Here is a 25,215-nt window from a genome sequence, read left to right on the forward strand (position 1 = left end):
ATGGCTGTTTTTTTGTTGGTACAAATCAAAAAACAAGATAGTCAAATCCAATTATCCCGTTTATAATGACCATATTAATAAAGGGAGGTTAGCAATGAATCAAAAATTAAAGGGTATATTACTATCCGGGTTAGGCGGTAGTTTATGGGGAGCATCTGGCATTTTTGCCCAACTACTATTTAGCGATTATCAAGCGTCAAGTGAATGGCTGGTGAGTACACGTTTAACGATGGCTGGGTTATTAATCTTAACTTACAGCTCTATTCTTCGGAAAGATCCTATTTTTTCCATTTTTAAAAACAAGAAACATGTTTTGCAATTATTATTATTCTCATTAGTCGGTATGGTAGGCGTGCAATACCTCTTTTTCAAGGCTGTTGAAGTAAGTAGTGCCTCTTTAGCAACGATTCTACAGTTTACAGCACCAATTTTTGTTTACTTATATACTTTAATTAGCCGAGAGAAAAAACTTTATGCTACTGAATTTGCACTCGTATTAGCGACTTTTTTCGGAGTCTTGCTTATCGTTACAAATGGGCAATTTTCTAAGATGTCGGTCTCGTTAATCGGTTTTACCGTCGGAATAGGGTCAGCAGTCGCAGTTGCTTTTTACAGCATCCAACCCCGTAAAATTTTAGCAGTATACGGCTCACCGATGATTGTAGGCTGGGGAATGCTAATTGGCGGACTGGTGTTTCAATTCATCCAACCATTCTGGCAACCAAGCTTTAGCTTAACCACTCATAGCGTCCTTCTTTTGACACTAATTATTGTGTTTGGGACTGCAGTTGCCTTTATTGCCTATCTTGCAAGTCTATCGTATATTGATCCATCCTTAGCCTCGATTATGACGGCCTTAGAACCCTTGCTTGCAGCTGTACTCTCAGTTGTCGTCTTTAAACACCAATTCGGCGTATTTGAACTAATCGGTATTGCGGTTGTACTCGTTTCCGTGCTCCTCTTATCACGCTATAAACCAAAAAATAAAGTAGCAGAGACTCTCGGCTAATAAAAAAAGAGCCGGTAGAAGGTGGGCAACCACCAACTACCGGCTCTTTTTTTTATCCTGGATTAATTCCTAATGCGATTCGACCGAAGCGACTAATGCGTGTCATCTTCCAAGCAGGGCTCCACACAATTTTAACATCGACGGCAGTAATACCATCAATCTGCAGTAATCCCTCTTTTATTTCACCTGGAACGGATTCGATACAGTCACATCCAATGCCGGTAAAGGTCGTTGTTACTTCGCAAAGTCCGTCCTCAGACAGTTGAATATCGTACACGAGGCCAAGGTTGTAAATATCTAGGCCGATTTCTGGATCAAAAATATTTTCAAGTTTTTTAATAATCTCATCGCTGCGTTCTTGAGCGCGTTCATTCATAGTGATTAATTCTGGCATAACTATCGATTCCTTTCAAACTTACAATAATTAATTTTCTTTATTTTTTCATGAAATACTCATTTTTGCAAGTAGATAATTTCATCATTTTTTCATATGGCACTGGCAGATTATTTTCTTTCTGTTAGAATATAATTAAGATCATATGAAAACACCATAAAAATAACCGAGCAAGAAAGTTGAAAGGAGTGTCTGTTAATGACAAGCGAACAACCCAAAAAAGATATCAGAATCCGAAGTAATGTGTATGACAGTGTTGTAAAATCACCTAACCGCGCCATGTTACGCGCAACAGGAATGGGGGATGATGAGTTTAAGCAACCGATTATTGGTGTTATCAGTACATGGGCAGAAAACACGCCATGTAACATCCATCTCCATGATTTAGGGAAATTAGCGAAAAAGGGTATTCGAACAGCTGGTGGCTGGCCCGTTCAGTTTGGAACAATTACGGTTGCAGATGGCATTGCTATGGGAACACCAGGAATGCGTTATTCATTACCATCACGTGATATTATTGCCGATTCAGTTGAAGCAGCAGTTGGCGGACACAACTGTGACGCCTTTGTCGCTATCGGAGGCTGTGATAAGAATATGCCGGGCTGTATGATAGCTATTGCTAACTCGCAAATCCCATCGATTTTCGTTTATGGTGGGACTATTGCACCAGGGAAACTAGATGGCAAGGACATTGACTTAGTATCAGTCTTTGAAGCAATCGGCCAATGGAATAATAATGATATGACAGAGGAAGAAGTACGTCGAATTGAATGTAATGCCTGTCCAGGACCAGGTGGTTGTGGTGGAATGTATACGGCCAATACGATGGCATCTGCGATTGAAGCAATGGGGATGAGCTTACCAGGATCCTCTTCACACCCTGCGACAACAGAAGATAAATTAAAAGACGTGGAAGCAGCTGGTGAAGCTGTTTATAAACTACTGGAAAATCAAATTTACCCGCGCGACATTATGACTAGAAAAGCCTTTGAAAATGCGATTACCGTTGTTATGGCGCTAGGTGGATCAACCAATGCCATTCTTCACTTGATGGCGATGGCTCATGCTGCAAATGTTGAATTAACGTTGGACGACTTCAACGATTTTCAAGAAAAAGTTCCTCATTTGGCTGACTTGAAGCCAAGTGGGCAGTATGTTTTCCAAGACCTTTATGAAGTAGGTGGCGTGCCAGCTGTTATGAAGTACCTTTACGAAAATGGCTTTATTCACGGCGATTGTTTAACAGTTACAGGTAAGACGATTGCTGAAAACTTAGCAGAAGTCCCATCACTGAAAGAAGGACAACAAGTTATTATGCCGCTTGAAAATCCAAAACGTAAAGATGGTCCACTTATTGTTCTTCACGGTAACTTATCACCAGACGGATCAGTTGCTAAAGTATCAGGTGTAAAAGTTCGTCGACATGAAGGACCAGCTAAAGTGTTTAATACTGAAGAAGAAGCCATCCAAGCTGTTCTAGCAGATGATATTGTCGATGGCGATGTGGTTGCAGTTCGTTATGTTGGACCAAAAGGCGGCCCGGGAATGCCAGAAATGTTGTCACTTTCAAGTATGATTGTTGGGAAAGGTCAAGGAGAAACCGTTGCGCTTATTACCGATGGGCGTTTCTCTGGTGGAACTTACGGTTTAGTTGTAGGTCATATTGCACCTGAAGCCCAAGTTGGTGGCCCAATTGCGCTACTGAAAACAGGTGATACGGTTATTATTGATCAGGATACTAAAGAGTTAACAATGGTTGTTTCTGATGAAGAACTTGCTAAACGTCGTGATGCACTTGTCTTGCCAGACTTGCATTCTAGAGGTGTATTAGGCAAGTACGCTCATATTGTTTCTAGCTCATCTAAAGGAGCTATTACTGACTTTTGGAAAAAAGACGAGTAGTAATATTCACTTATAATTAAAAAAAGATAAAAAAAGCATTGACACTTTGAATGAGTTAGATTAATATTATATTCACATTAGAAATTAATTAAATTTAGGGGAGCGGTTCTCATGGGAAACAATTGCATGCCAACAAACAATTTATTATTAATTAGCGTCATTAGATAGTGTTTGTATCTTCTCAACGGATACAGACACGTGAAACGAGAGTTTGTATCTATGAGGTGCTAATTTAGTTTGTTACGCCTGTATAGATGATAAAAAATCTAATCAGGCTATGCTCCCTAATTTTATGGACACATTTAAAGGCCTAGTTAGATTTTTATAAATCTAGCTAGGTCTTTTGTTTTTAATAAAAATGATTTAACCATGATAACGTTTAAGCTAACCAAGGAGGATGGAACATGAGTACAGAAGAAATGCCCAAAACAAAACGAAAGCGGAACGGAGCAGATTTATTTGTTCAATCATTAATTGACGCAGACGTTGAAGTTGTCTTCGGTTACCCGGGTGGTGCTGTCTTACCGATTTACGATGCGCTGTACCGTGCTAAGCCAAACTTCAAACATATTATGTGCCGTCACGAACAAGGGTTAATCCATGGAGCAGAAGGTTACGCTCGCGTAACCGGTAAACCCGGTGTGGTTATTGCAACTTCTGGTCCAGGCGGAACGAATTTAATTACTGGTATTGCGGATGCTATGATCGATTCACTACCAATTGTTATTTTTACTGGTCAAGTATCAGCTGCTTTTATTGGATCGGATGCCTTCCAAGAAGCAGATATGATTGGTTTGACAACACCCATTACGAAGCATAACTATCAAGTTCAAGATGTTCATGATTTACCAAGAATTATTAAAGAAGCTTTTCATATTGCGACAACGGGTCGTAAGGGTCCTGTTGTGATTGATTTACCTAAAAACGTTGCAGAAACTTTTTTAGATACAGATGAGTTTGATACTGATTTTTATCTACCAGGCTATCAGCCAACGGTTTATCCGAATCAATTGCAAATCCAGCGTTTGATGAATGAATTAAAAGTAGCTGAAAGACCGCTATTACTAGTAGGAGCTGGTGTGAAGTTTGCGGAAGCCCACAAAGAGCTCTATGACTTTGCGGTTAAACACAACATTCCTGTTGTAACGACACTTCAAGGTTTAGGTGCCTTTCCAGAAACTCACCCGCAAGCATTAGGTATGGGTGGGATGCACGGCAGCTATGCCGCTAACAAAGCCATTCAAGCCTGTGACTTTTTAATTAATATTGGATCACGGTTTGATGATCGTCTGACTGGGAATCTAAGTAAATTTGCGACACAAGCAGTTGTTGCTCACATTGATGTTGATTCAGCAGAGATTGGTAAAAATGTCCCAACTAAATATCCGATTGTATCAGATGCCAAAGAAGCCTTGATTAAACTCTTGGAAATTGATATTGATCAACTAGATATTAGTGATTGGGAAGCTGAAACGCAAACCAATAAAAATGACTACCCATTCTGGTACCAAAACAAAGAAGATAGCATTTCACCGCAATGGTTGATTGAAGAAATCTACCATGCGACTGAAGGTAAGGCAGTAGTCGTAACTGATGTGGGTCAACACCAAATGTGGGCAGGACAATTTTATAAATATGACCAACCACACAACTTTGTTACGTCAGGTGGGCTGGGTACGATGGGCTTCGGCCTTCCAGCTGCTCTAGGCGCTCAAATTGGCCGACCTGGTGAAACAGTTGTTGCAATCCTTGGTGACGGTGGTATTCAAATGACTAGTCAGGAATTAGCGACTATTAAGGATTACGACTTGCCTGTCAAGGTTGTTATTGTCAATAACGAATCACTCGGAATGGTCCGCCAGTGGCAAGAAATTATTTATGAAGAACGCTACTCTGAATCACTACTTGGAGGAGGCAGAAACCCTGACTTTGTCTTACTAGCAGAGAGCTATGGCATCAAAGGTGTTCGCATTAGCCAAGAGACAGAAGTGAAAGAGGCCTTAAGAGCAGCCTTCGATTATGATGGACCTGTCGTAATTGATGCTCGTGTCACACCAAATGAAAAAGTATTTCCGATGGTGCCGGCCGGAAAAGGAAATGACGAAATGATTGGAGTGAAGCCGCCATGCGAAGAATAGTTACAGCAACCGTAAAAGACTCGAGCGGGGTATTAAACCGTGTTACCGGCTTGCTCGCTAAACGTGGATTTAATATTAACAGTATTACTGTAGGTGGAACTGAAACAGCCGGTGTGTCTAAAATGACCTTCGAAGTGAACATCACTTCGAGCACCCAATCTGAGCAAGTCATTAAACAGTTGAATAAGCAGATTGATGTGATTAAGGTCGTTGACATTACCGACCAGCAAATCGTTGCACGCGAACTCGCTTTAATTAAAGTCAGTACGACTCCGACTAACCGTCATGAAATCTATGGTGTTATTAATCCATTTCGGGCGCGTGTCCTAGATGTCGCTAAAGACTCATTGACCATTGAAGTCACAGGTAAGACAGATAAAGTGGATGCGATCATCGATCTCTTATCAACCTATGGCATTAAAGAACTTGCACGAACAGGTATCACTGCCTTCCCACGTGGGAAAAATAAATAACCGTTAGTTACATTATTAAAAACATACAAACAGGAAAAGGGGAATTCAATTTATGGCACAAGTATTTTATGATAAAGACGTTAATCAAGGACTTTTAGAAGGAAAAACAATCGCAATTGTCGGTTATGGCTCACAAGGTCATGCTCATGCACAAAACTTACGTGATAGCGGACATAAGGTTATTATTGGCCTTCGTTCAGGTAAATCTTTTGATAAGGCAAAAGAAGATGGCTTTGATGTAAAATCAGTTGCTGATGCAACAAAAGAAGCAGACCTAGTTATGATCTTACTACCAGACGAAAATCAAAAAGCCGTTTACGAAGCAGAAATTAGAGACAACCTAGAAGCAGGCAATGCTCTTGTATTCGCTCATGGTTTCAATATCCATTATGGCCAAATTGTTCCTCCAAGTGATGTCGATGTATTCTTAATCGCACCTAAAGGACCAGGACATCTTGTTCGTCGTACGTATGAAGAAGGCGCTGGCGTACCATCACTTGTTGGTGTATACCAAGATGCAACAGGCCACGCGAAAGAAATCGGAATGGCATACGCAGGTGGTATTGGCGGAGGCCGAGCTGGTATCTTAGAAACAACATTCCGTGAAGAAACAGAAACAGATTTGTTTGGTGAACAAGCGGTTCTATGTGGTGGTGTATCTGGTTTAATTAAAGCTGGTTTTGAAGTTCTAACAGAAGCTGGTTATGCGCCAGAGAGTGCTTACTTTGAAGTGTTACACGAAATGAAACTGATTGTTGACCTGATTTACGAAGGTGGTCTAGAAAACATGCGCTACTCAATCTCAGATACAGCTGAGTGGGGCGATTATGTAACAGCACCGCGTATCGTTACAGAGGAAACAAAAAATAACATGCGTGCCGTTCTAAAAGACATTCAAACAGGTGAATTCGCTAAAGATTGGATTTTAGAAAACCAAGCTGGACGTCCGAAATTCAATGCCGTTAAACGTGCTGAAGTGGAACATCCAATCACTGCTGTAGGGAAAGAACTACGTGGCCTAATGCCATTTATTGGTGACTCACTAGTTGACTAATCTTTCCTTGGCAAAAACAATTGCTTAGAAAGGATAAACAATGAGTAAACTGATTTCACTAAAGCAAGTGTCTTGGACAAGACAAGGACATCATATTCTAGAGGATATTAATTGGGAAGTGAATGCAGGTGAACATTGGGCTGTTCTGGGGTTGAATGGATCTGGTAAAACGTCTATTTTAAATATTGTGACGGGTTACCATTTCCCTACTTCTGGACAGGTTCAAGTACTTGATACAACATTTGGGGAAGCTAGTATTCCTAAAATGCGGGAACGAATAGGCTTTATGAGTAGTTCTTTAGAAAAGTTTGGCTCTACCTTTAATAAACAAGCCGTTAAAAATATTATCTTAAGTGGTAAATTTTCATCAATTGGTGTTTATAGTAACCAAGTCATTTCTAAAGAAGACCATGATCGTGCTGATGAGATTTTAAGTCGATTACGAATCGCCTATTTACGAGAACAACCATACCGCCACCTATCACAAGGTGAAAAACGGCGGGTTCTCATTGGTCGGGCATTGATGAACCAGCCTGATCTCTTAATTATGGATGAGCCTTGTTCGGGGCTAGATTTATTATCCCGCGAAGAAGTATTAGATATTATGGATGCCATCACAACCGATCAGTGTCATCTGGTTTATGTCACCCATTATATTGAGGAAATTACAGATGTCATTACCCATGTCTTGCTCGTAAAAGACGGAAAAATTGTTGGAAAAGGCAAGAAAGAAGACTTGTTAACCGATGAATGGTTAAGTGAGACCTATAAAATTCCTGTCCGAGTACGATGGGAAAATGATCGACCATGGATTACCATTGATCGAAAAAAATAGAAATGAGGAGATAACAATGACAGTGACCACTTTAACAGTAATGCAAACACCCCTTATTATTAGCATAATTAGATAGTGTTTGTGTCTGAACGTTAGATACAAACACGTTAAAACGAAAGTTTGTATCTATGAGGTGCTAATCATTGTTATGCCCAAGTAGATGCCAAAATCTAATTGGGTATGCTCGCTTATTTTTGTGACCAGCTAAGAAGACCTAGTTAGATTTCATTGCGAAACTAATGAGGTCTTTTTATATTTAAATAGAGAAGGAGAAGTCATCATATGGAAAATCAATTAACATTAGAAATGGTTCAAGATGCTTGGGACTATTTAAGAAAAGAATATGTGACCCATAATACGCCAATGGTAACCTCAAGTATGACCGATGATCGAGTCAATCGTCATGTCCATTTTAAAATGGAGAACCAACAGAAAACAGGCTCTTTTAAATTAAGAGGTGCTAGCTATAAAATTCATAAGCTAACAGCTGAAGAGTTAGAAAAAGGCGTGATTAGTTCAAGTGCTGGTAACCATGCACAAGGTGTTGCGATGGCAGCTTACCGCTTAGGCGTGCAAGCTTCGATTTTTATGCCTAAGACAACCCCACAAGCAAAAATTAATGCGGCTACTGGATACGGTGCAGAAGTGATTTTGGTGGGTGATAGTTATCAAGAAGCAGGCGATGCTGCACAAAAATATTATGAAGAAAATGACGTGACTTATGTGCATCCGTATGATGACTACTATATTATGGCAGGACAAGGAACAATTGCTTTAGAAATGCTTGAACAAGAACCAGACTTGGATATCATTATCTGTCCAGTTGGCGGCGGCGGTTTAATTAGTGGTGTCTCACTGGCAGCCAAATCCATTAAGCCAAGTATAAAAGTGATCGGTGTCGAAGCTGCAGAAGCTGCATCCATGTATCATGCCTTTAAAACAGGCGAAATTAAACGTTTAGATACGGTTGATACGATTGCTGAAGGGATTGCTGTTAAGGAACCTGGTGAAAAAACTTATGCTGTTACTAAGCAATACGTTGATGATATTGTAACGGTGACAGAAGAAGAAATTGCCGATGCTATTTTATGGATGTTAGAGCGAAACAAAACCCTTGTTGAGGGAGCTGGAGCAGCGTCATTAGCTGCTTTATTAGCACACAATGACCGTTTACCAGAAGGAAAAAATGTCGGCTTAATTGTTTCAGGTGGCAATATCGATCTAGGTTCTATGCCAATGATCCAAGGTGTCGCTCGTGGTCTAAAGAAAGCTGTTCAAGTAAAGAGCCGTACAGGCGAAAGATAGGAGAAGAAAAATATGCATAAGTTAGAATCAAATCGTGCTCCTGAAGCACTCGGGCCATACTCCCAAGCAATTGTGACCGGCGATTTAGTCTTTTTATCTGGACAACTCGGTATCAATAGAGAGAAGGGTGGGCTAGAAGAAGGGGCTGAAGCCCAAACGCGACAAGCCTTTAAAAATATTCAAGCTGTTTTAGCAGAAGCAGAGCTAAACTTAAATCATGTCGTAAAGGTAACCGTCTTATTAAAAGACATCGAGGATTTTGCGAAAGTGAACGCTATTTATGCGGAACACTTCAAACAACCTTATCCTGCAAGAAGTGCCTTTGCTGTCAAAGACTTACCTGCTTCAGCGCTAGTAGAAATTGAAGTTATCGCCAGCATTAAATAACAACAAATGAAAACAATTAAGTATAAATAACGTTATTTAAAAACAATAAAGGAGCTAGGAAATAACACCAACCCTTTTTTGCGATGCAAGATACAGTCTAAAAAAATCAACTGTATCTTGCATTCAAGAGCCTAAATGTAAGATACAGACTGTTTGAAGCGACCTGTATCTTACATTTTAAGATAAAAGTGTGCGATACAGCGCCATTTTTGAAGCTGTATCGCACACTTGATTAAAAAACAAGGAGCTGAATTTTTTCAGCTCCTTGTTTTTTAATCGATATGAATATATTCATCACATTTTGGATTTCTGGGTGAACAAATATTTCTTCCAAAAAAGATAATGGAATGATGGGCTTGATTCCATAACTCACGAGGCAAGATGCCTGTGACAATCTTCTCTATTTGAAGGGGTGTTGCATTTTGAGGCACGATCTTGTGGTGCTTGCAAACACGAGAAACATGGGTATCTACTGGGAATGCCGGGATATCGAAACCAACACTTAAAACCACATTAGCTGTTTTGCGGCCAACACCGGCTAATGATTCCAATTCAGGTCGTGTATGAGGGATTTCACCGTTAAATTGTTCGACTAATTGATTGGCACATTGATAGATGTGCTTGGCTTTATTACGGTAGAGCCCAATCGTCTTGATATAAGGTTCAATTTCCTCTGGTGACGCTATTGCAAAATCCTTGGGTGTCGGAAAACGTTCAAATAATGCGGGTGTGACTTTATTAACCGCAATGTCAGTTGTTTGAGCGCTTAACAGAACCGCAATAAGTAATTCAAAATTATTACGATAAGTTAAAATTGTTTTAACATCAGGGTAAAGCGCAATAATCTGTTCAAGTACATCTCTTGCTTTTTTCTTTGATAATACCATTTATAATCACCTATATTGTTTTTTGTTGATACTATTATAACATAGCTATTTACAAAAAATAAAAGACGTTTTACCTGCAAACAGAAGATGGCAGTATCCGTGGTAGAATGGTTATAGATTTCCAATAAATTAAACGAGTCCCTTGTTAATTCCCTTATTAGTGAATCTTTCTAAAAGATTCATTTATAAGGGCATTTTTGTTTATAATTCACTTTAAAGGCGATTTTATGTTATAATGCCCTAAAGAGGTGATTATATGGGAAATCAAAGCTTTATTGCCGTTATTGGCGATATAAAGGACTCCAGGCGTTTAGAAAATAGAAATCAGACTCAAGAAACGTTCAAGGGGGTACTTGACCATATCAATAATAAGTATCAAGCTAATATTGCGTCAAACTTTATGATTACACTAGGAGATAGCTTTCAAGGGCTCTTGCATCCAGAAGCAGACCTGTTTGCTATTTTATTTGAACTAGAGTTAGCCATGTCTCCCGTTGACTTCCGTTTTGGAATAGGTGTGGGGCAAATTACGACGACAATTAACCCTACTAACTCTATGGAAATGGATGGACCGGCTTATCACTTAGCTAGAGAGATGATTGAACAGATCGAGGACAGTGAACGAAAGCACCATCAGCCAGAAACAAACACTCTGATTCGTTTACAAAAGGATGGTTCCAATGTTGAAATAGCCTTAAATACTATTCTTTCACTGACGACGGCACTTAAGTCGAAATGGACTGACCGCCAAAAAGAGGTACTCTATGCCTATGTCAATCAAGCTGAGAATCAGTATCATGCAGCAGAAGCACTAGGTATTGGGCAATCCAGCGTTAATAAAGTCTTAAAAGCGACCAGTTACTATAACTATAAGAATGCCCTTCAACAAGCAACACGTCTATTAAGGGGGACAATCACATGCTAAAAGATGTCTTCCTACTCTTATTAATGGGTCATTTTTTAGGAGATTTTTATTTCCAATCCCATGCGATAGCCAAAACAAAAGATAAAGACAAAGGCGCATTATTCACCCATTGCAGCATTTACGCTCTCACGATGTTTCTGGTAGCAATACCGTTATTCAGTTGGTCAATGCTAGTGACTGTCTTTCTACTAGCGATCGCTCACTTAGTCATTGACTCCGTTAAACACAGGATGAGTCGTCGCCGACTGACAACCTATCAAAAAGAAGCCCGCTTATTTGTTATTGATCAAATGCTCCATCTCGGTTGTATCGTTCTAGCAGTTATTGGACTCAGTTTTATCCAGGAGCCATTTGAGTATCTGCCTATCTTAACGCGCTTTTTTAGTCAGTTAGCGATTCAACCGACTGAGCTTTTAGCTTGGGTGGTTATGCTGCTCTTTATTATGCAACCAGCTAGTATTACCATTAAAAAAGTTTTATATGTTTATCGACCGATTCCGGATACAAGTGAAGATGACGAGGGCGTACCGAATGCCGGCTCCTTAATTGGGATATTTGAACGTTTATTTATCTTTTTGATGCTATCGGTGAGTCAGTACACCGCAATTGGCTTTATTTTAACGGCTAAATCAATTGCTCGATACAATAAAATTTCTGAAAGCCCACAATTTGCGGAGTATTACCTATTGGGGACACTACTTAGCAGTTTACTTGTGGTCATAGGCTATCTTTTAATTTTTTAATTGCCAATAATACTCGCTTAAATAAAGTGACTAGCGTTATAATAGAAAAAGATAAAGGAGTGTGGAATGATGTTTGAAAAAGAAACGACAGTCTCCTTTTTAAAAGAGTTGCTGTCTATTAATAGCCCAACTGGCTATACTAAAAACGCTATTGATTTTCTAAGAGAGCGTATTGAAGCATTGGGATATGAAACAAAGACAACACCAAAAGGGAATTTACTCGTTGAAGTAGCAGGTAAGGATACGTCAGTAACGCGTGGACTAAGTGGTCATGTGGATACATTAGGGCTAATGGTTCGTTCAATCAATAGTGATGGGACTTTAGCACTAACCAAACTAGGCGGACCACTAACGCCAACATTAGACGGTGAGTACTGTGATATTATGACGCGTTCAGGCAAGGTTTATAGTGGAACGATTCTATCAAATACACCATCTATCCATGTTTTCCCAGATGCAGCAACAAAAGCAAGAGACGTTGATAATTTGGTAGTTAAGATTGATGAACGTGTTAAAACAAAAGAAGACGTTCAAAACCTTGGCATTCAAAACGGTGATATTGTTGCTTATGATCCTAAAGTAGTTGTTACTGAATCTGGATTTGTAAAATCACGTTTCCTAGATGATAAAGCATCAGTTGCCTTATTAGTGAGTTTATTAAAACAAATCAAAGACAAGACTATTACTCCAGCGACAAATCTAACGTTTATTTTCTCAACTTATGAGGAAGTTGGGCATGGTGCGTCCTTTATTCCTGAAAATATTACGGAACTATTGGCAGTCGATATGGGTTGTATTGGATTAGATTTAGCATGTAGCGAATACGATGTCTCTATCTGTGCGAAAGATTCATCTGGTCCTTATGACTATGAACTAACGACTCATTTAATTAACCTTGCTCAGAAAAATGAACTTAGCTATGCGGTTGATATTTATCCTATGTACGGCAGTGATGCATCAGCAGCACTAAGAGGCGGGGCTAATATTAGAGCAGCGTTAATTGGGCCTGGTGTGGCAAGTAGTCATGGTATGGAGCGGACGCACGTGGATGCTTTAGAAAATACCTTTAACTTATTAGTCGCTTACATCCAAAACTAAAGAAAAAACCGTCAGACATTAAGCCTGGCGGTTTTTTTGCGTATAACCAATAAATAATGGGGTGAAAATGGAGGTAATGATGGATGCAAGTAGAATCTGTGAGTTGGCTGCTGTTACTTCAGCTTGTAAATGAGGGAAAACCTCGACAATCGTTGGCGCAACCACAGTTGATATGCCGGCAACTGTCATCATTGCTAGAGCAGAAATCCCGTCTTTTTTTAATATAAAACGGTCGACTAGATAGAGAGATGACATGATCACTATAAATATTAGTGTCAGTAGCAGACCTGGTAAGCCTGCAGATAAGGCATCTTTTAGATTCATCGATTGACCCAAATTCCAACCTAAAAAGGGCAGTAATGCCCCAACAAGTGGATCAAATAGTTTCCCAATAGTTGGGTCTAAGTTTCCTAAGGTAATTCCAATGAAGAATGGTAAGAGTGCTGAAACAATCGGCATCCAATTTAACTCCGTTAAACTAGCATTCGAATAAAAGAGCATGAAGACAATAAGGGGCAGCATCGGGAGTGTCACAGCTGCAGATAGACCCATAATTGCTGAATCTTCTTTATAACCGTAGTTGTCTAAAATAGACACTTGGACAGCGGGGTTTAAACTGAACATAGCCCCGACAAAGGCTATTGAAGAAACACCCAAAAATCCATCTGTACCAAATACAGCTAAAAAGGCAAAAGACAAGATAAGTGCAATTATAACTTTGGTTAATAGTAAAACGCCTTGGTGCTTGAGTAGTCGTTTAAGTACTTTAATATTAATGCGTGTTCCAGTAGAAAATGATAATACGGCTGAAATAAACCCAGTTCCAGAGCTTGTTAGCAACGACTCAGTTAATCCTCCAATATGAAACAAATTCGGCCAAAAAGTGAAAAGTATCATACTCACAATCAGTGGGACTAAAAACGTTCCAGCTGGTATTTTATTTACGGCTTTTAACATTTAATATCATCCTACCCATAAAAAAGCTCATCTCATTCTATTATACGCCTTAAGAAGAATGATTTCATTATTTTGTTAGAATACGACTAGCATTGAGGTAGGCAAGTTTCTCAATTCGCTTAGGTGGCCATTTATGTGCTTCTAAGCGTTCAAAGAGTTTTGGCATATCAAGCGGAGACGCAATCTCAAACTGTCCACTCGTACCGTCAAAATCAGTCCCAATTGCTAGTACATCCTCACCACCATAGTTATATAAATAATCCAAGTGGCGAATCATATCAGAAATGGTAGAGTCATCACCAGACCCTCTTAAAAAGCGAGGCGAGATGCACAAACCAACTACACCGCCTGAATTGGCAATTCCCTTAATATGTTCATCAGTTAGGTTACGCGAATGATGAGCAATAGAACGGGCATTAGAATGAGTAGCAACGACAGGTTGTTTTGAATATGCAAGCACATCGCTAATACCACCATCATTGAGGTGAGACACGTCGACTGTTATACCCAATTCATTCATATACTGAGTTGCTTCAATTCCAAATCGTTTTAACCCTTTTTGGTTGAGTTCCGGATCTAAACTGTTAGGATAACCAAAACAGTTTTCATGATTCCAGATTATTCCCATCATTCCGAATCCCATTTTATGAAGCATATCAAGATTATCAAGCGAGTTATTGACCGCACGGGCATCTTCTAGTGTTAAGATAGCTGAAATCTTGCCAGCAGCTTTATTCTTTTGAATATCAGCAGTGTTTTTCGCCCAAGCCATATGTTCATGGTTTTTTTCCATCTCTTTGTTAAGACGATCAACAGCTTTTTTGATATAGGCGATATCTTCTTCATGATTTTGCGGGCTAAACTCAGGATGAATCGTCATCTGATCAAACTGACCATCTGGCAGCCAAACCGCAAAACACTGAGCCAATGCATGACCAGCTTGAAGTTTTTGGATGTTAATATGAGTATTCTCAACATCATAGAGTGATGCTGCTTCGCCAGCTTGCATGAGCGGTAAAATGGTATCTGCGTGTAAATCAATATAATTCATGGTTATCCTCCTAAAACAAATTAACACCAACAAAGGCCCAAATGATGATACAAATCACTAGTGGGGCGATACTTAACCAATTTCCTTTTAACATTAATTTCGTGTTTGACGATTGGGCAATGCCAAGCTGACCAATCATGTTAGAAGTCGGGTAAATACTACCAGTTAAGCGTGTTGCGGATAAGAGCGAGATGGCAAACATCTGCAGAGGAAGACCAGATGACTCAATCATCGGTTTAAACATATCAGTAATAATTTGTAACTCTGCCACCGCAGCAGCTTCGACACCCAAGCCACCGACAATCGCTGAAATTAACATAACAGCTGGTGCGCTAATATTGGTAAATGTCGTTTGAAGGAGTTCAGATAAAGCCTCAAAACCGCCCGCAGCTGTGACCATTTCAAGTAAAACATCAATCGTAATAAAAATGAGGAAGAGATCTGCCATACTGGCAACACCTTCCACAATTTTTTCTTCTGCTACCTTTGGATGAATGCGGCCGAAGAGGGCAACAATAATCATTAAAATAATCATGACGATAATCGCATAATTTGTTCCTTGACCAGTTACTACACCAAAGACAACAAGCGCTAAGAAGGAGACAATAAAGGCAATAGTTGCTTGACGTTCTTTAGAACTAACGACAAACTGATCAAAATCAACAGCTTGCGACAAATCATAGTGTTCTTTGCCTTCTGTTTGCTTTTGAATATGGATGGATGCAAACCACGTACCTGCTAGCCATAATAGACCAAACGGCAGTCCTGCGAACAACATATATTCACCATATGACATGTCTGTCAACTCTAACATAGCCAATGTAACACCTGTTAATGGCCCCCAAATCAAACCAACTTCACCTGCATTTTTTAAGATTAAAGCCGTAGCTGTCGGCGTTAACCCAATACTGGCTAAAACAGGAATAATAATAGGCGCAATAATCGCATTACCGCCACCTAATGTGCCCAGTAACCCACAAATGATAATCGAAATCACCATAAGTGCGAAGCGAGCCTTGTTTTTCGAATTCACTTTCAACCCTTTAACAATCCAATAAACTAACGTCTTAGTAATCCCACTGGCGTTCATAAGACGGCCAAGAGCAGCCCCTAACATAATAATAAATCCAATTGTCGCCACAAAAGACCCTAAACTGCCTGCAAAATCAGCAGCCAACATACCTAAGTCATGGCCAATTAAAATCGCTCCAATAGCAATCCCAATAATCGTTGCTAACAAATTACTTTGATTCATAAAAATAAGGACAATATAAACCACTAAAGGTAATAAACCTAATAAAGAAGGGGATTCTACCAGTGCATTCACTCCTAATTCCATCTTCATTCTCCTTTCAAAATTAAAATAGTATTAGTCGATTATAGCATAAGAGGAGTACTAATCTATTACATTAGCTAGGTAGAGAATATGAATCTTTGCCAAAAAATAAAAAATAGCGTATAAACGCCAAGTAGAAATACAAATGGCGTTTATACGCTACTTCCTCAAAATTGATTCTAGTAACAACACGTAATTTTCAAACTCAGCTTTTCCAAACTCGGTTAGTTTATAGGAAGTTAAGATTTTATCCTTTATTCTGACCTTCTTCGATTCAATGACTCCCCAAGCGTTTAATTTTTTCAAATGAACACTTAGGTTACCATCAGTAGCTTCTGTATACTCTTTTAACTCAGAGAATAGCATATCTTTACTTAATAAACTGCTAACAATCACTATTCTCAAAGGAGAACTAAATATTTCTGAAATATCGCTCACTTTCATGATTTGGATGAGACACCTTCATTCTTGGAAGATAAAAAACCAATAAAAATATAACCTAGAGATATGACGCTAGAATAATAAAGATTGACATAACTAATATAGGAATGACTATGCAGCATAAATCCAGCATCGATTGAAGATAGAACTAAAAACATAACAATGTTAACTGCTCCGAAAACTAGTAGTATCTTTTTCCCTGATAATTTTTCAACTAGAATCAGTGACATTGAAAAAAGTGATATCATAATAAATTGGCTCATTTGATTTAAGTTTGCAATAGCAATTGACAAATCTGCGATGGAATAACTTAAAATAAATCTAACTATTAGTTGAAAGATAGGCATAAAAACAGTTACAAAGAAAAACATTGATATAAAAACTCTAAAAAATATATTTGTATTGTTTTTAGAGCTTTTTGATATCTGAAAAATCTTAGTAGCAATAATAATATAAAATATCGATTTTGTGAAAAAAGATACCGTGGAGTATATTGTTATATTTTGAATAACAAATGGATAAAGTAATGTAAAAATAATTAGAAGTAGATTTAGAATACCGTACTCTATAAACAATTTTTTGAAAAGGTCATGATTTTTTTTAGTATTGTTAATACTATCTTTAATATATTTAATATCGTTTAAAGCCTTGTCTTTAATTTCCATCATTAATCACCAACACTTTCTTTTTTAAAGTTACTTTATATTTCAAAGTTATGATATAACAATAAACATTGAAAGTCAATAGGTGTCTGTTGTCATCACAAGGAAGGGGAGATTTTACAAATATTATAAATAAACCTTATGTTTTTATAATAATGATGTTATATAAAAAGTGTTATAATACAATAAGAGCTAACAGGAGGTTATAAGAGTGAAAATAAAAATATTAGTATCTCTGTTGCTTTTGTTTTTGATTACGAGTAGTTGGCTTATCTATAGAGAAAACCCTAATAATAGCTACCGAGCGCCAGGAACATCTGCATCTGCCCATGAAATCAGAATTGATGATCAGTACTATGTTAACAGTATTTCTGCAACATACTCGTCTATTATTTTTGATGATAACGATGGTCATTATAAGAGCTTTACAGATTTGCTTGTTAGATTAAACTGGGCTGACAACTACATAGTAGCCAGCTATCTTGTTGAATTGAATTCTAAAGAATTGAACTATCTTATTCTTAATAAGGATACTCATGAAGTAACAACTTATTTGACGATTAATGATTTTAAAACAGCTATGGCTGAAAAAGACATAAATTTAAATCTCAAAAGAAAACATGAATTTGATTGGTTTTAAATCTGTGATTTTGGAGGAGAGCAATGAAAAAAAGAATTGATTATATTCTAAATAAGCTTGATTTAAGCACTGCTTTTAAGTGGAATATGGGTTTGCTGATTGTTGGTATTATTTTACGATTAAACTTCTTCCCAGCTAGTGGTATTGATTTACCTGAAGAACAAGCAAAAGAAATTTGGGCTGCAGGATCTATCAATTATCCTTTAGGGAATGTGCTTGTTTGCTGTTCGTTTTTAGTCTTTGTTTTGATTTTCGTAGCCTACGTTTATAAAAAATACAAAAATAAGGAGAAGAGACTGTGAAAAAGAAAACGAAGATAACTATTGCTCTATCTTTGCTAGTGATTATTTTAAGTGTTTAGTTTTGGGAGAATAGCAACCAAAAACACCCAATTTTACTTGGATCTTATCAATCAGAAACAATGCCGCCTAATATTTATATGTTGTCTTTTGATCGAAAGGGTAGGTATGAAGTTTATTACAATTCGGAATTAGTAGACGAAGGGACTTTTAGTGACGTTAATAATACTGAAACCTACATAATAGAATCATCTTCAGAAAATCAGCTTATTGTTTTGTTGGAAAATGATGAATTTTATTACTATGCACCTGACAATCAAGTATTCTTATTAAAAAACTTAGATAAAGTTCCAACAAGCCTAAATTAACCTGAGAATTAATTTAAAAAGTATTTCTTACATATCGTTTAACAACAGGGTTATAGGTAAAATTTGAATGAAAATAAATGTGGAGGGAACTAACAAAAACAACCATTTCGATTTTTCTTTAAAAAGATTAATACAACAGATGATGCCAGCTCCTATCATTGTCCACTATATTGGATCAAAAACACATATGGAAGAGAAAAACTGTTAGTAAAATATAGTGTCAATACAACCATATGAAGAACGACTATAAATCCATTATTTAATTTCTTTTTTTTTAGATTGACGATAAAAGATACAAAAAATATACAATATTATAATTGTTAAAAAAAGCTTACTAATAGATTATTAATATCCATTTTCCATCACTCCTTTTCCAGTATAGTACCAGATAACCTTTAATTTTTTTATAATACTTGAATAACATTTGTGAAAGCTTCATCATGTGAACGTTTTAAAAAAGAGAGTAAACGTATGCTTAATTTTTTATTGACTACGATTGATGCGGTTACGTTGTTTGACGCTGAATTTAGATTTAGGCACATGTACGGAAGAGCAAATTCAAACTTTAAAAGATATTGGTTGGAATTTAGATGCTGAAGTTCCTTATCTTGTTGAAGAAAGTGTTACTTCATTAGCTGAATTACTAGGGTAGCTCAAAAGTGTGCCAGGTGGCACACTAGAAATATGAAAGGGGTGGCGAAGTGTTAGGTAACGAGCGACTTCTATTCGAACGCAATTGAAGGTAACACACTAACGTTATATGAAACAAAGGTTATCTTAGAAGAAGGGATAACTGTCTCAGGTAAAAGTTTGAGAGAACACCTTGAGGTTAATAATCACAAAGAAGCACTTGAGTAGGTTGAAGAATTGGTCAACGCAAAAGTGGCTTTAAGTCAGAGAGTAATTAAAGACATACATGCTATTGTTTTACAAGGTATTAATAAAAAGATAGCAGGCACGTATCGAGAGGTTCATATAATTAGAGGGAAGAAGTTTGCCTCGGCAAACTTCCACCAAAAAGCATTGAAGGTTTTGTGGTAATTAGTAAATGAGACGTTTATCATTTTGACTAAACTTTTACAAGTCGCTCAATTTTAAAACTTCCAGCAGTAAACAACACCAAACCATATAAAATAACCACGGGGACATTGGGGAAAATTTGTCCGGTATCTATGGCCTCAAATATCCAATAGTAAGGCGATAAAAACTGTACAAATTGTAAAGAAGTAAACGATTCGGCGATAAGCGGAATGAATACTAAAACAATGGCGAGTAGCATTCCAATCATCTGGATAAGCGCCTCATTTTTGAATAATCGAAAGAGGACCATAGTTAAGCCGACAATAAAAATACTCATGGAGAGAATTAAACTAACGAGTAAAGCTGGATGATTGATTGGAAGATTAAAAACGGCACTCATAATTGAAATAACGATTGTACTGGCGAGAAATTCATAAAGCACATAAGCGAATAAGACACTACCTAATATTTGCCAGCTATAAGTGTTTGAAATAATACTTCTAGTGAGCAAGCCTTCTTGACGCATCTTCGCTAAATCACCGGCAATGAATCCTGTGGCATACCCCATAAAAAAGAGGAGCATAAACAAAACAAAAGCCGTATCTCCGTTTATCGTCTCCGTTGGACGCACCCACTCAGCCTCTGCAACCTCCACCGACTCAAATGAAAGATTCGCTTCAGAGAAGGCTTCATTCATTCTTGATTCAGTGAGTCTTGAAAACAACTCGGACTCAAATAACGCATCTCGATTTTTACCACTTAAACTATAAATGTTTATCTGTTCGTCATTGAATGGAAAACCCTCGGGGATTTCATAAAGCATCGTTACTTCAAGTTGATCCAACTGTTCGAACGCTTCCACTGCGTCATCAAAAAAGTCTACTTGGAAATTCTCTGATAAATGAGGGACGACTTGTTCTTCCACATAGTCCGAATGATTCACAACCGCAATATTTTGATTTGTCATGGCGGAAGAATCACTTTGCATGGTAATTAAAAAGAAAAAGATGATGACAAGTGGAAATCCGAGTGTAAAAAGGACAAAGCCCCAGTTATTGAAAAGGACACGTTTTAAATGAAACCATGTTAGATGTAATGTTTTCATGCGGTTTGCATCTCCTTTCTGTCGCTCAATCGAATAGTCATAAAAATGAGTAAAAGACTCGCTAAAATGAGACCTAAGGCAACACCTATATTTTCGCCAACTTGCCCTGTGAGCATATAATCATAGAATGGTTGGGTAAAGATTTGCCGGACAATATTTTCACTAAGCAATTGACCAATTTCCCCACCAACTATTCTGTCGATTGGTATAAAACCAAAAATCATATAAACCATTAAAATCACTTGATAAAAGATATTCGTCCATTTTCCAGAAGGGAGCTTAGACATTCCAACATTTAATACTTGGAAAAATAGGGTATAGATAAGTATCCAAAAAAGATAATGGAATGGGTTTCCAACAAATGTTTGATGATCAAATAATCGCCAAAGCCCCATATAGAACATGGATAGAACAGTAAAGACAAGGGTATTGGTTAAAATGTCGTACAGAACAGTTTGAGTTGTCGTCAAAGGGAGGACGCCAATCCGTTTTTTCAAGCCTGTAAATTCTTTTTTCGTCTGCATGGCTACACTAGATGAAAGAGACATAAATAATAAATATAAAAAGCCTGAAATGGCGGTAAACTGATTACTTGTAAGGGCAGTATCTGAATCATACGCTACCGTTTGAATGGTATCTTCTCTATTTAAAGCAACAGCTTCTTCTAAAGAAGCCACCAAATTTTGAATACTTTCTGGGTTTTCTACGGCTTCTAATTCAGAGGCTAGTTGTCTTTGATCGACTAAGGTTTGCTGCCACTCTTGAATAAATTGCGAAAGAATCGTGGAATCTGTTGAAGAGACATTTGGCTCAGTCTCAATCGTGATTAATGTGTCTTCTAATTGTTCACTATAATCTTCTGCAATCTGTAAATGAAAATCGGCATCATCCATTTCAACAAGTTCAAAAATTTCACTCATTTCTTCTGATTTCATCACATCAACCAATTGTTGTCCAGCTGGTCCTTGATCTTCATTTCGAAGAGAAACAGAGATAGGCTCTATGGATACTTCAGGCGTGAAGGCTGTATCAAATGAGAAACCCATGAGCAGAGCGAAAAACAAAGGAATTAAAAGATAGGTTCCAATGACTTGCGGCCACTGCTTTAGTATCGCACGGACTTCAGTTTTTAAATGAATCCAAAATTGTCGCATATTTGCTCCTCCTAATCTCTCAGTGTTTTTCCAGTCAGTTGTAAGAATGCTTCTTCTAAGCTAAGGTCTTCTTTTTGTAAGGTCACTAATTCTAAATGATTAGCGGTTAAGAAATTCATCAGCTGCTGTGTTTTAAAAGTAATCGGATCAACGATAAGATGCAGTTGATTATTCTTGGCAATGACTTGTTCTACGCCATTTAATTCTTGTGTCAGTTGTTCATCTAGCTCAAGTGGCATCTGCTCGAGTTCAATGAGCCACTTCACATGGTCTTGAACGAGCTGTTTGATTTCTTCTTGGCTTCCATAGCCAATTTGTTTCCCTGCGTCTAAAATAAAGAGGCGCTCACATAATGCTTCCACTTCTTCCATATAATGCGACGTGTATAAAACAGTTGTTTTATATTCTTCATTCATATATTTGATAAACTCAAAAATTTTATTTCTAGATTGAGGATCGACACCAACAGTCGGTTCATCTAAAATTAAAAATTGAGGGCGATGTAAAATACCTGCTGCGATATTCAAGCGCCTTTGCATCCCGCCGGAAAAATGTTTGACTGCTTTTTTATCTTGGTCCGCTAAACCAACAATTTCAAGCGCTTCTTCGATTCGTTTTTTTAACGTCTGGCCAGACAATCCGTACAGTCCGCCGAAGTATTCTAAATTAGAGGGTGCATTTAATTCTTGCATTAAGGCAATTTCTTGTGGCACAAGTCCAATTTGTTTTCGAATGTTTACAATATCTTTCGGCACTTTTTTTCCATCGATAATAATCTCACCTGAATTATATGGGGTGAGGCCGGTCATCATATCAATGAGTGTCGATTTTCCAGCACCATTCGGACCGATTAAGCCAAAACGTTCTCCCCTTTCAATTTCAAAAGAAACATTTTCTAAGACTTGATTTTCGCTATAGTTTTTATATATATGTTTAATTTCTACGTAGCTCATCTGTCTCTCCTCCTCTTTTTATTGTCTTCATTATAAAAGATGTAGACGGTCTTGCCTATTCACTCAAGTAATGAAAATAGAATGACTTGAGTCACTTTTATTGTCATATGGGGAAGTAAATTTTTAGCGGTATTAAAAAAATCCTCTCTTCTGTCAGAAAGGAAGACAAAAGAAAGGAGCGAGTAATTAGTTCATGAGTCCTTTTTCAAAAGCAAAAATGGCTAATTGCGTACGGTCTCTTAAGTCTAATTTATTTAAAATGAGACTCGTATTGTTTTTAATTGTTCCAAGAGATAAAAAGAGCTCATCCGCAATTTCTTGGTTACTGTAACCACTTGCGACTAGTCGAATAATTTCCACTTCTTTTGAGGACAGCTCATAATTTTTTGGGTCAACGGGAGCGTCCGTATGATTTTTTGAAATGGCCGTAAAGAAATCAGTCATTTTCCCATCAATGACGAGATTATTTTTGTGTGCAAGTTTTATTCCTTCGTAAATGGTTTCCTCATTGCTATCTTTTAAGAGATAGCCTGAAGCACCAACCTTCATCGCTTGAGCAATATACTCCATATCTTGGAAGGTCGTTAAAATAAGGACATGAATATGTGGATGTTTTTCTTTTATTTGTTTGGTTCCTTCAATTCCATTTGTTTCTGGCATCCGAATATCCATTAAGACCACATCTACTTCTTCGGTGGCGCAAAAATCAATCGCTTCTTGACCGTTGGCTGCTTGTCCAACGATTTCAATTTCTTCATACATCTCCAGTAAAATGGCTAGACCACTTCGAATCAGTTGTTCATCATCGACAAGCAGTACTTTAATGGCGTTCTCTGTCATTTAAAAATCCTCCTTTAGGTAAGACGATTCGAATTCTAAACCCCTCACCACTTGCGGATTGAATCGTTATCTTTCCACCGAGTAGTTTTACTCGTTCTTTCATTCCACTCAATCCCATTTTCGGAACGATCGAATCGGTTCCTTTTCCATTATCATGTAGCGTTAAAATAATAGAAGAGGGCGTATAGTGGTATTGAATACGTACTTCAGTTGCGGAACTATGTTTGGAAGAATTGCCTAAAAATTCTTGGATAGCGCGATAAATAAGCATTTCTTGTTCCTCATTTAAAAGCCACAAACTCTCATTAGTATTGAATATGATTTGGATTTTCGTATTTTTTTCGAAATTTTGTATTAAAACTTGTAAACGATCGATAAAGGCAACTCTTCGATAGTCGTTGGGTTTCATTTCATGAATGACTTCTCGAACGTTTGTTAAACCGTCTTTTGTGAATTGATGCAATTCTTCGACCATTTGAGCAACTTTGGGTAGTTTGGGTTGTGTGATTTTGGAAATCGCGGCTAACTGGATGACAATGGTTGATAAGGTATGGCCGACTGAATCATGGAGATCTCGAGAAATCCGGTTCCGTTCATTGATGCGAGATAATTCTTCCAGCGAACCCATTTGTGTTTTTAATAATTGAGATTGCTTCTTTAATTCCTCTTGCATTTGAATGAGTTTGTACCACTCTTCTTCTTGTTTCTGACGATTCTCTTCCTGTTTAGAGAGCGAGAGACAGAGTCCAATAATGGCGATTAAAAATCCCCATTCAGTGAGAGTGAGCCAAATGCCTTGTGTACCTAAAAGACCTAAACTGATCCCCAAAGTAAGAGTTAAGAGGAGTAAGGTGTATTTGAGAGAACATATTTTTCGCATTTCAAGTGCGAATACCCCAAGCATCAAAAATGGAAATTGAGGCAGGAATTGGATATTAAGAATAGAAAATAAAGTTAAAAAGGCGAACGTCAACTTTTGAACAGTCGCTCGTTCAATATAAAACCAGAGGATCTGGAGTAAAATAACCCAAATAAAAAAGAAATAAAAAGAACCTGCCCAGAAAGCGTCGATAAAAATAAACTGAATATAACTGAGTAGTAGTAAACCGATTTGAATAATTATCATCTGAAAACACCTCCATGCACTAACTTTTTAAAGTATAGCACACTTTTAATTCGGTTAAATCAGACAAAAGTAAAGAAATTGTAAAAATGTCTCGAAATCGAATCATTTTACTT

The 25,215-nt window shown here is 37.7% G+C and carries 26 protein-coding genes; 14 read left to right on the top strand and 12 right to left on the bottom strand.

Features of this window, described 5'->3' with window-relative positions; translation table 11 throughout:
* Nucleotides 1–94 precede the first annotated feature (94 nt).
* Nucleotides 95–1,009 carry a DMT family transporter gene (locus tag G7057_RS10840; RefSeq protein ID WP_166163690.1) on the top strand — a complete coding sequence of 305 codons (915 nt, stop codon included), beginning with the start codon at nucleotides 95–97 and terminating at the stop codon, nucleotides 1,007–1,009.
* Nucleotides 1,010–1,061: 52 nt separating this feature from the next.
* On the opposite strand, the gene G7057_RS10845 is transcribed toward G7057_RS10840, so the two are convergent.
* The gene (locus G7057_RS10845; RefSeq protein ID WP_076766114.1) at nucleotides 1,062–1,403 is read right to left on the bottom strand and encodes a metal-sulfur cluster assembly factor; all 342 of its coding nucleotides are present in this window, start codon (nucleotides 1,401–1,403) and stop codon (nucleotides 1,062–1,064) included.
* Nucleotides 1,404–1,601: 198 nt separating this feature from the next.
* Here G7057_RS10845 and ilvD point away from each other — a divergent pair, with 198 nt between their 5' ends.
* From ilvD to G7057_RS10880, 7 genes are all read left to right on the top strand, one after another.
* Nucleotides 1,602–3,305 (top strand): dihydroxy-acid dehydratase, encoded by a 1,704-nt coding sequence (gene ilvD / locus G7057_RS10850; protein WP_076766112.1) that lies wholly within the window; start codon nucleotides 1,602–1,604, stop codon nucleotides 3,303–3,305.
* Nucleotides 3,306–3,709: 404 nt separating this feature from the next.
* Nucleotides 3,710–5,443 carry a biosynthetic-type acetolactate synthase large subunit gene (gene ilvB, locus G7057_RS10855; RefSeq protein WP_166163692.1) on the top strand — a complete coding sequence of 578 codons (1,734 nt, stop codon included), beginning with the start codon at nucleotides 3,710–3,712 and terminating at the stop codon, nucleotides 5,441–5,443.
* Complete coding sequence (gene ilvN / locus G7057_RS10860) at nucleotides 5,431–5,916, top strand: acetolactate synthase small subunit (protein WP_166163694.1); 486 nt, start codon at nucleotides 5,431–5,433, stop codon at nucleotides 5,914–5,916. Before ilvB ends, ilvN begins: the two co-directional genes overlap by 13 nt.
* Before the next feature lie 52 nt (nucleotides 5,917–5,968).
* Complete coding sequence (ilvC, locus tag G7057_RS10865; protein WP_166163696.1) at nucleotides 5,969–6,970, top strand: ketol-acid reductoisomerase; 1,002 nt, start codon at nucleotides 5,969–5,971, stop codon at nucleotides 6,968–6,970.
* A 40-nt stretch (nucleotides 6,971–7,010) separates the two neighbouring features.
* Nucleotides 7,011–7,805 (top strand): ABC transporter ATP-binding protein, encoded by a 795-nt coding sequence (locus G7057_RS10870; RefSeq protein ID WP_166163698.1) that lies wholly within the window; start codon nucleotides 7,011–7,013, stop codon nucleotides 7,803–7,805.
* Between the two features lie 282 nt (nucleotides 7,806–8,087).
* A complete protein-coding gene (ilvA, locus tag G7057_RS10875; RefSeq protein ID WP_193566088.1) occupies nucleotides 8,088–9,110 on the top strand; it encodes a threonine ammonia-lyase in 1,023 nt (340 codons plus the stop codon).
* A gap of 12 nt (nucleotides 9,111–9,122) precedes the next feature.
* Complete coding sequence (locus tag G7057_RS10880; protein ID WP_166163700.1) at nucleotides 9,123–9,497, top strand: RidA family protein; 375 nt, start codon at nucleotides 9,123–9,125, stop codon at nucleotides 9,495–9,497.
* Between the two features lie 272 nt (nucleotides 9,498–9,769).
* Here G7057_RS10880 and nth read toward each other — a convergent pair whose 3' ends face one another.
* Nucleotides 9,770–10,384 (bottom strand): endonuclease III, encoded by a 615-nt coding sequence (gene nth, locus G7057_RS10885; RefSeq protein ID WP_166163702.1) that lies wholly within the window; start codon nucleotides 10,382–10,384, stop codon nucleotides 9,770–9,772.
* Nucleotides 10,385–10,640: 256 nt separating this feature from the next.
* Here nth and G7057_RS10890 point away from each other — a divergent pair, with 256 nt between their 5' ends.
* From G7057_RS10890 to G7057_RS10900, 3 genes are all read left to right on the top strand, one after another.
* Nucleotides 10,641–11,309 (top strand): SatD family protein, encoded by a 669-nt coding sequence (locus G7057_RS10890; protein ID WP_166163704.1) that lies wholly within the window; start codon nucleotides 10,641–10,643, stop codon nucleotides 11,307–11,309.
* Entirely contained in the window at nucleotides 11,303–12,052 is a 750-nt protein-coding gene (locus G7057_RS10895; protein WP_166163706.1) for a DUF3307 domain-containing protein, read from the top strand. The genes G7057_RS10890 and G7057_RS10895 overlap by 7 nt, the downstream gene beginning before the upstream one ends.
* A gap of 69 nt (nucleotides 12,053–12,121) precedes the next feature.
* On the top strand, nucleotides 12,122–13,150 hold the full coding sequence (locus G7057_RS10900; RefSeq protein WP_076766086.1) for a M42 family metallopeptidase: 1,029 nt from the start codon (nucleotides 12,122–12,124) through the stop codon (nucleotides 13,148–13,150).
* Nucleotides 13,151–13,168: 18 nt separating this feature from the next.
* Here G7057_RS10900 and G7057_RS10905 read toward each other — a convergent pair whose 3' ends face one another.
* From G7057_RS10905 to G7057_RS10925, 5 genes are all read right to left on the bottom strand, one after another.
* Complete coding sequence (locus tag G7057_RS10905) at nucleotides 13,169–14,107, bottom strand: 2-keto-3-deoxygluconate permease (protein WP_166163707.1); 939 nt, start codon at nucleotides 14,105–14,107, stop codon at nucleotides 13,169–13,171.
* Between the two features lie 67 nt (nucleotides 14,108–14,174).
* Nucleotides 14,175–15,158 (bottom strand): dipeptidase, encoded by a 984-nt coding sequence (locus G7057_RS10910; RefSeq protein ID WP_166163709.1) that lies wholly within the window; start codon nucleotides 15,156–15,158, stop codon nucleotides 14,175–14,177.
* A 10-nt stretch (nucleotides 15,159–15,168) separates the two neighbouring features.
* Nucleotides 15,169–16,497, bottom strand: a complete 1,329-nt coding sequence (locus tag G7057_RS10915) for a Na+/H+ antiporter NhaC family protein (RefSeq protein ID WP_166163711.1) — start codon at nucleotides 16,495–16,497, stop codon at nucleotides 15,169–15,171.
* Between the two features lie 156 nt (nucleotides 16,498–16,653).
* Nucleotides 16,654–16,938: a transcriptional regulator gene (locus G7057_RS10920; RefSeq protein WP_166163713.1), complete on the bottom strand. Its 285-nt coding sequence runs from the start codon at nucleotides 16,936–16,938 to the stop codon at nucleotides 16,654–16,656.
* Entirely contained in the window at nucleotides 16,935–17,600 is a 666-nt protein-coding gene (locus G7057_RS10925) for a hypothetical protein (protein ID WP_166163715.1), read from the bottom strand. The genes G7057_RS10920 and G7057_RS10925 overlap by 4 nt, the downstream gene beginning before the upstream one ends.
* Nucleotides 17,601–17,808: 208 nt before the next feature.
* Between G7057_RS10925 and G7057_RS10930 the strand changes: the two genes are divergently transcribed.
* The 3 genes from G7057_RS10930 to G7057_RS10940 all read left to right on the top strand — a co-directional run bounded on the left by G7057_RS10930 (nucleotide 17,809) and on the right by G7057_RS10940 (nucleotide 19,556).
* Nucleotides 17,809–18,237: a single stranded DNA-binding domain-containing protein gene (locus tag G7057_RS10930; protein ID WP_166163717.1), complete on the top strand. Its 429-nt coding sequence runs from the start codon at nucleotides 17,809–17,811 to the stop codon at nucleotides 18,235–18,237.
* Nucleotides 18,238–18,260: 23 nt separating this feature from the next.
* Nucleotides 18,261–18,539 (top strand): hypothetical protein, encoded by a 279-nt coding sequence (locus G7057_RS10935; RefSeq protein WP_166163718.1) that lies wholly within the window; start codon nucleotides 18,261–18,263, stop codon nucleotides 18,537–18,539.
* 879 nt (nucleotides 18,540–19,418) lie between these two features.
* Nucleotides 19,419–19,556, top strand: a complete 138-nt coding sequence (locus G7057_RS10940; RefSeq protein WP_166163720.1) for a hypothetical protein — start codon at nucleotides 19,419–19,421, stop codon at nucleotides 19,554–19,556.
* A 417-nt stretch (nucleotides 19,557–19,973) separates the two neighbouring features.
* Here the strand turns inward: G7057_RS10940 and G7057_RS10945 are convergent, their stop codons facing one another.
* The 5 genes from G7057_RS10945 to G7057_RS10965 form a co-directional block, all read right to left on the bottom strand.
* Complete coding sequence (locus tag G7057_RS10945; RefSeq protein WP_166163722.1) at nucleotides 19,974–21,029, bottom strand: ABC transporter permease; 1,056 nt, start codon at nucleotides 21,027–21,029, stop codon at nucleotides 19,974–19,976.
* Nucleotides 21,026–22,183: an ABC transporter permease gene (locus G7057_RS10950; RefSeq protein ID WP_166163724.1), complete on the bottom strand. Its 1,158-nt coding sequence runs from the start codon at nucleotides 22,181–22,183 to the stop codon at nucleotides 21,026–21,028. The genes G7057_RS10945 and G7057_RS10950 overlap by 4 nt, the downstream gene beginning before the upstream one ends.
* Nucleotides 22,184–22,194: 11 nt before the next feature.
* Nucleotides 22,195–23,136 (bottom strand): ABC transporter ATP-binding protein, encoded by a 942-nt coding sequence (locus G7057_RS10955; protein ID WP_166163726.1) that lies wholly within the window; start codon nucleotides 23,134–23,136, stop codon nucleotides 22,195–22,197.
* A 186-nt stretch (nucleotides 23,137–23,322) separates the two neighbouring features.
* Nucleotides 23,323–23,976, bottom strand: coding sequence for a response regulator transcription factor (locus tag G7057_RS10960; RefSeq protein ID WP_166163728.1), 654 nt, complete (start codon nucleotides 23,974–23,976; stop codon nucleotides 23,323–23,325).
* Nucleotides 23,957–25,102: a sensor histidine kinase gene (locus G7057_RS10965; RefSeq protein WP_166163729.1), complete on the bottom strand. Its 1,146-nt coding sequence runs from the start codon at nucleotides 25,100–25,102 to the stop codon at nucleotides 23,957–23,959. Before G7057_RS10965 ends, G7057_RS10960 begins: the two co-directional genes overlap by 20 nt.
* Nucleotides 25,103–25,215: the final 113 nt, after the last annotated feature.

The sequence above is a fragment of the Jeotgalibaca arthritidis genome (assembly GCF_011100465.1).
In the GTDB taxonomy this organism is placed as follows: domain Bacteria; phylum Bacillota; class Bacilli; order Lactobacillales; family Aerococcaceae; genus Jeotgalibaca; species Jeotgalibaca arthritidis.

What these genes read in the sequence shown, in the direction of transcription:
- G7057_RS10870 (WP_166163698.1), top strand. Translation starts at nt 7,011, where the DNA reads ATGAGTAAACTGATTTCACTAAAGCAAGTGTCTTGGACAAGACAAGGA.
- G7057_RS10880 (WP_166163700.1), top strand. Translation starts at nt 9,123, where the DNA reads ATGCATAAGTTAGAATCAAATCGTGCTCCTGAAGCACTCGGGCCATAC.
- G7057_RS10945 (WP_166163722.1), bottom strand. Translation starts at nt 21,029, where the DNA reads ATGAAAACATTACATCTAACATGGTTTCATTTAAAACGTGTCCTTTTC.
- G7057_RS10905 (WP_166163707.1), bottom strand. Translation starts at nt 14,107, where the DNA reads ATGTTAAAAGCCGTAAATAAAATACCAGCTGGAACGTTTTTAGTCCCA.
- G7057_RS10950 (WP_166163724.1), bottom strand. Translation starts at nt 22,183, where the DNA reads ATGCGACAATTTTGGATTCATTTAAAAACTGAAGTCCGTGCGATACTA.
- G7057_RS10935 (WP_166163718.1), top strand. Translation starts at nt 18,261, where the DNA reads ATGAAAAAAAGAATTGATTATATTCTAAATAAGCTTGATTTAAGCACT.
- G7057_RS10960 (WP_166163728.1), bottom strand. Translation starts at nt 23,976, where the DNA reads ATGACAGAGAACGCCATTAAAGTACTGCTTGTCGATGATGAACAACTG.
- G7057_RS10845 (WP_076766114.1), bottom strand. Translation starts at nt 1,403, where the DNA reads ATGCCAGAATTAATCACTATGAATGAACGCGCTCAAGAACGCAGCGAT.
- G7057_RS10925 (WP_166163715.1), bottom strand. Translation starts at nt 17,600, where the DNA reads ATGGAAATTAAAGACAAGGCTTTAAACGATATTAAATATATTAAAGAT.
- nth (WP_166163702.1), bottom strand. Translation starts at nt 10,384, where the DNA reads ATGGTATTATCAAAGAAAAAAGCAAGAGATGTACTTGAACAGATTATT.
- G7057_RS10955 (WP_166163726.1), bottom strand. Translation starts at nt 23,136, where the DNA reads ATGAGCTACGTAGAAATTAAACATATATATAAAAACTATAGCGAAAAT.
- ilvB (WP_166163692.1), top strand. Translation starts at nt 3,710, where the DNA reads ATGAGTACAGAAGAAATGCCCAAAACAAAACGAAAGCGGAACGGAGCA.
- G7057_RS10900 (WP_076766086.1), top strand. Translation starts at nt 12,122, where the DNA reads ATGTTTGAAAAAGAAACGACAGTCTCCTTTTTAAAAGAGTTGCTGTCT.
- G7057_RS10915 (WP_166163711.1), bottom strand. Translation starts at nt 16,497, where the DNA reads ATGGAATTAGGAGTGAATGCACTGGTAGAATCCCCTTCTTTATTAGGT.
- ilvA (WP_193566088.1), top strand. Translation starts at nt 8,088, where the DNA reads ATGGAAAATCAATTAACATTAGAAATGGTTCAAGATGCTTGGGACTAT.
- G7057_RS10920 (WP_166163713.1), bottom strand. Translation starts at nt 16,938, where the DNA reads ATGAAAGTGAGCGATATTTCAGAAATATTTAGTTCTCCTTTGAGAATA.
- G7057_RS10895 (WP_166163706.1), top strand. Translation starts at nt 11,303, where the DNA reads ATGCTAAAAGATGTCTTCCTACTCTTATTAATGGGTCATTTTTTAGGA.
- G7057_RS10965 (WP_166163729.1), bottom strand. Translation starts at nt 25,102, where the DNA reads ATGATAATTATTCAAATCGGTTTACTACTACTCAGTTATATTCAGTTT.
- G7057_RS10910 (WP_166163709.1), bottom strand. Translation starts at nt 15,158, where the DNA reads ATGAATTATATTGATTTACACGCAGATACCATTTTACCGCTCATGCAA.
- ilvD (WP_076766112.1), top strand. Translation starts at nt 1,602, where the DNA reads ATGACAAGCGAACAACCCAAAAAAGATATCAGAATCCGAAGTAATGTG.
- G7057_RS10890 (WP_166163704.1), top strand. Translation starts at nt 10,641, where the DNA reads ATGGGAAATCAAAGCTTTATTGCCGTTATTGGCGATATAAAGGACTCC.
- ilvC (WP_166163696.1), top strand. Translation starts at nt 5,969, where the DNA reads ATGGCACAAGTATTTTATGATAAAGACGTTAATCAAGGACTTTTAGAA.
- G7057_RS10840 (WP_166163690.1), top strand. Translation starts at nt 95, where the DNA reads ATGAATCAAAAATTAAAGGGTATATTACTATCCGGGTTAGGCGGTAGT.
- ilvN (WP_166163694.1), top strand. Translation starts at nt 5,431, where the DNA reads ATGCGAAGAATAGTTACAGCAACCGTAAAAGACTCGAGCGGGGTATTA.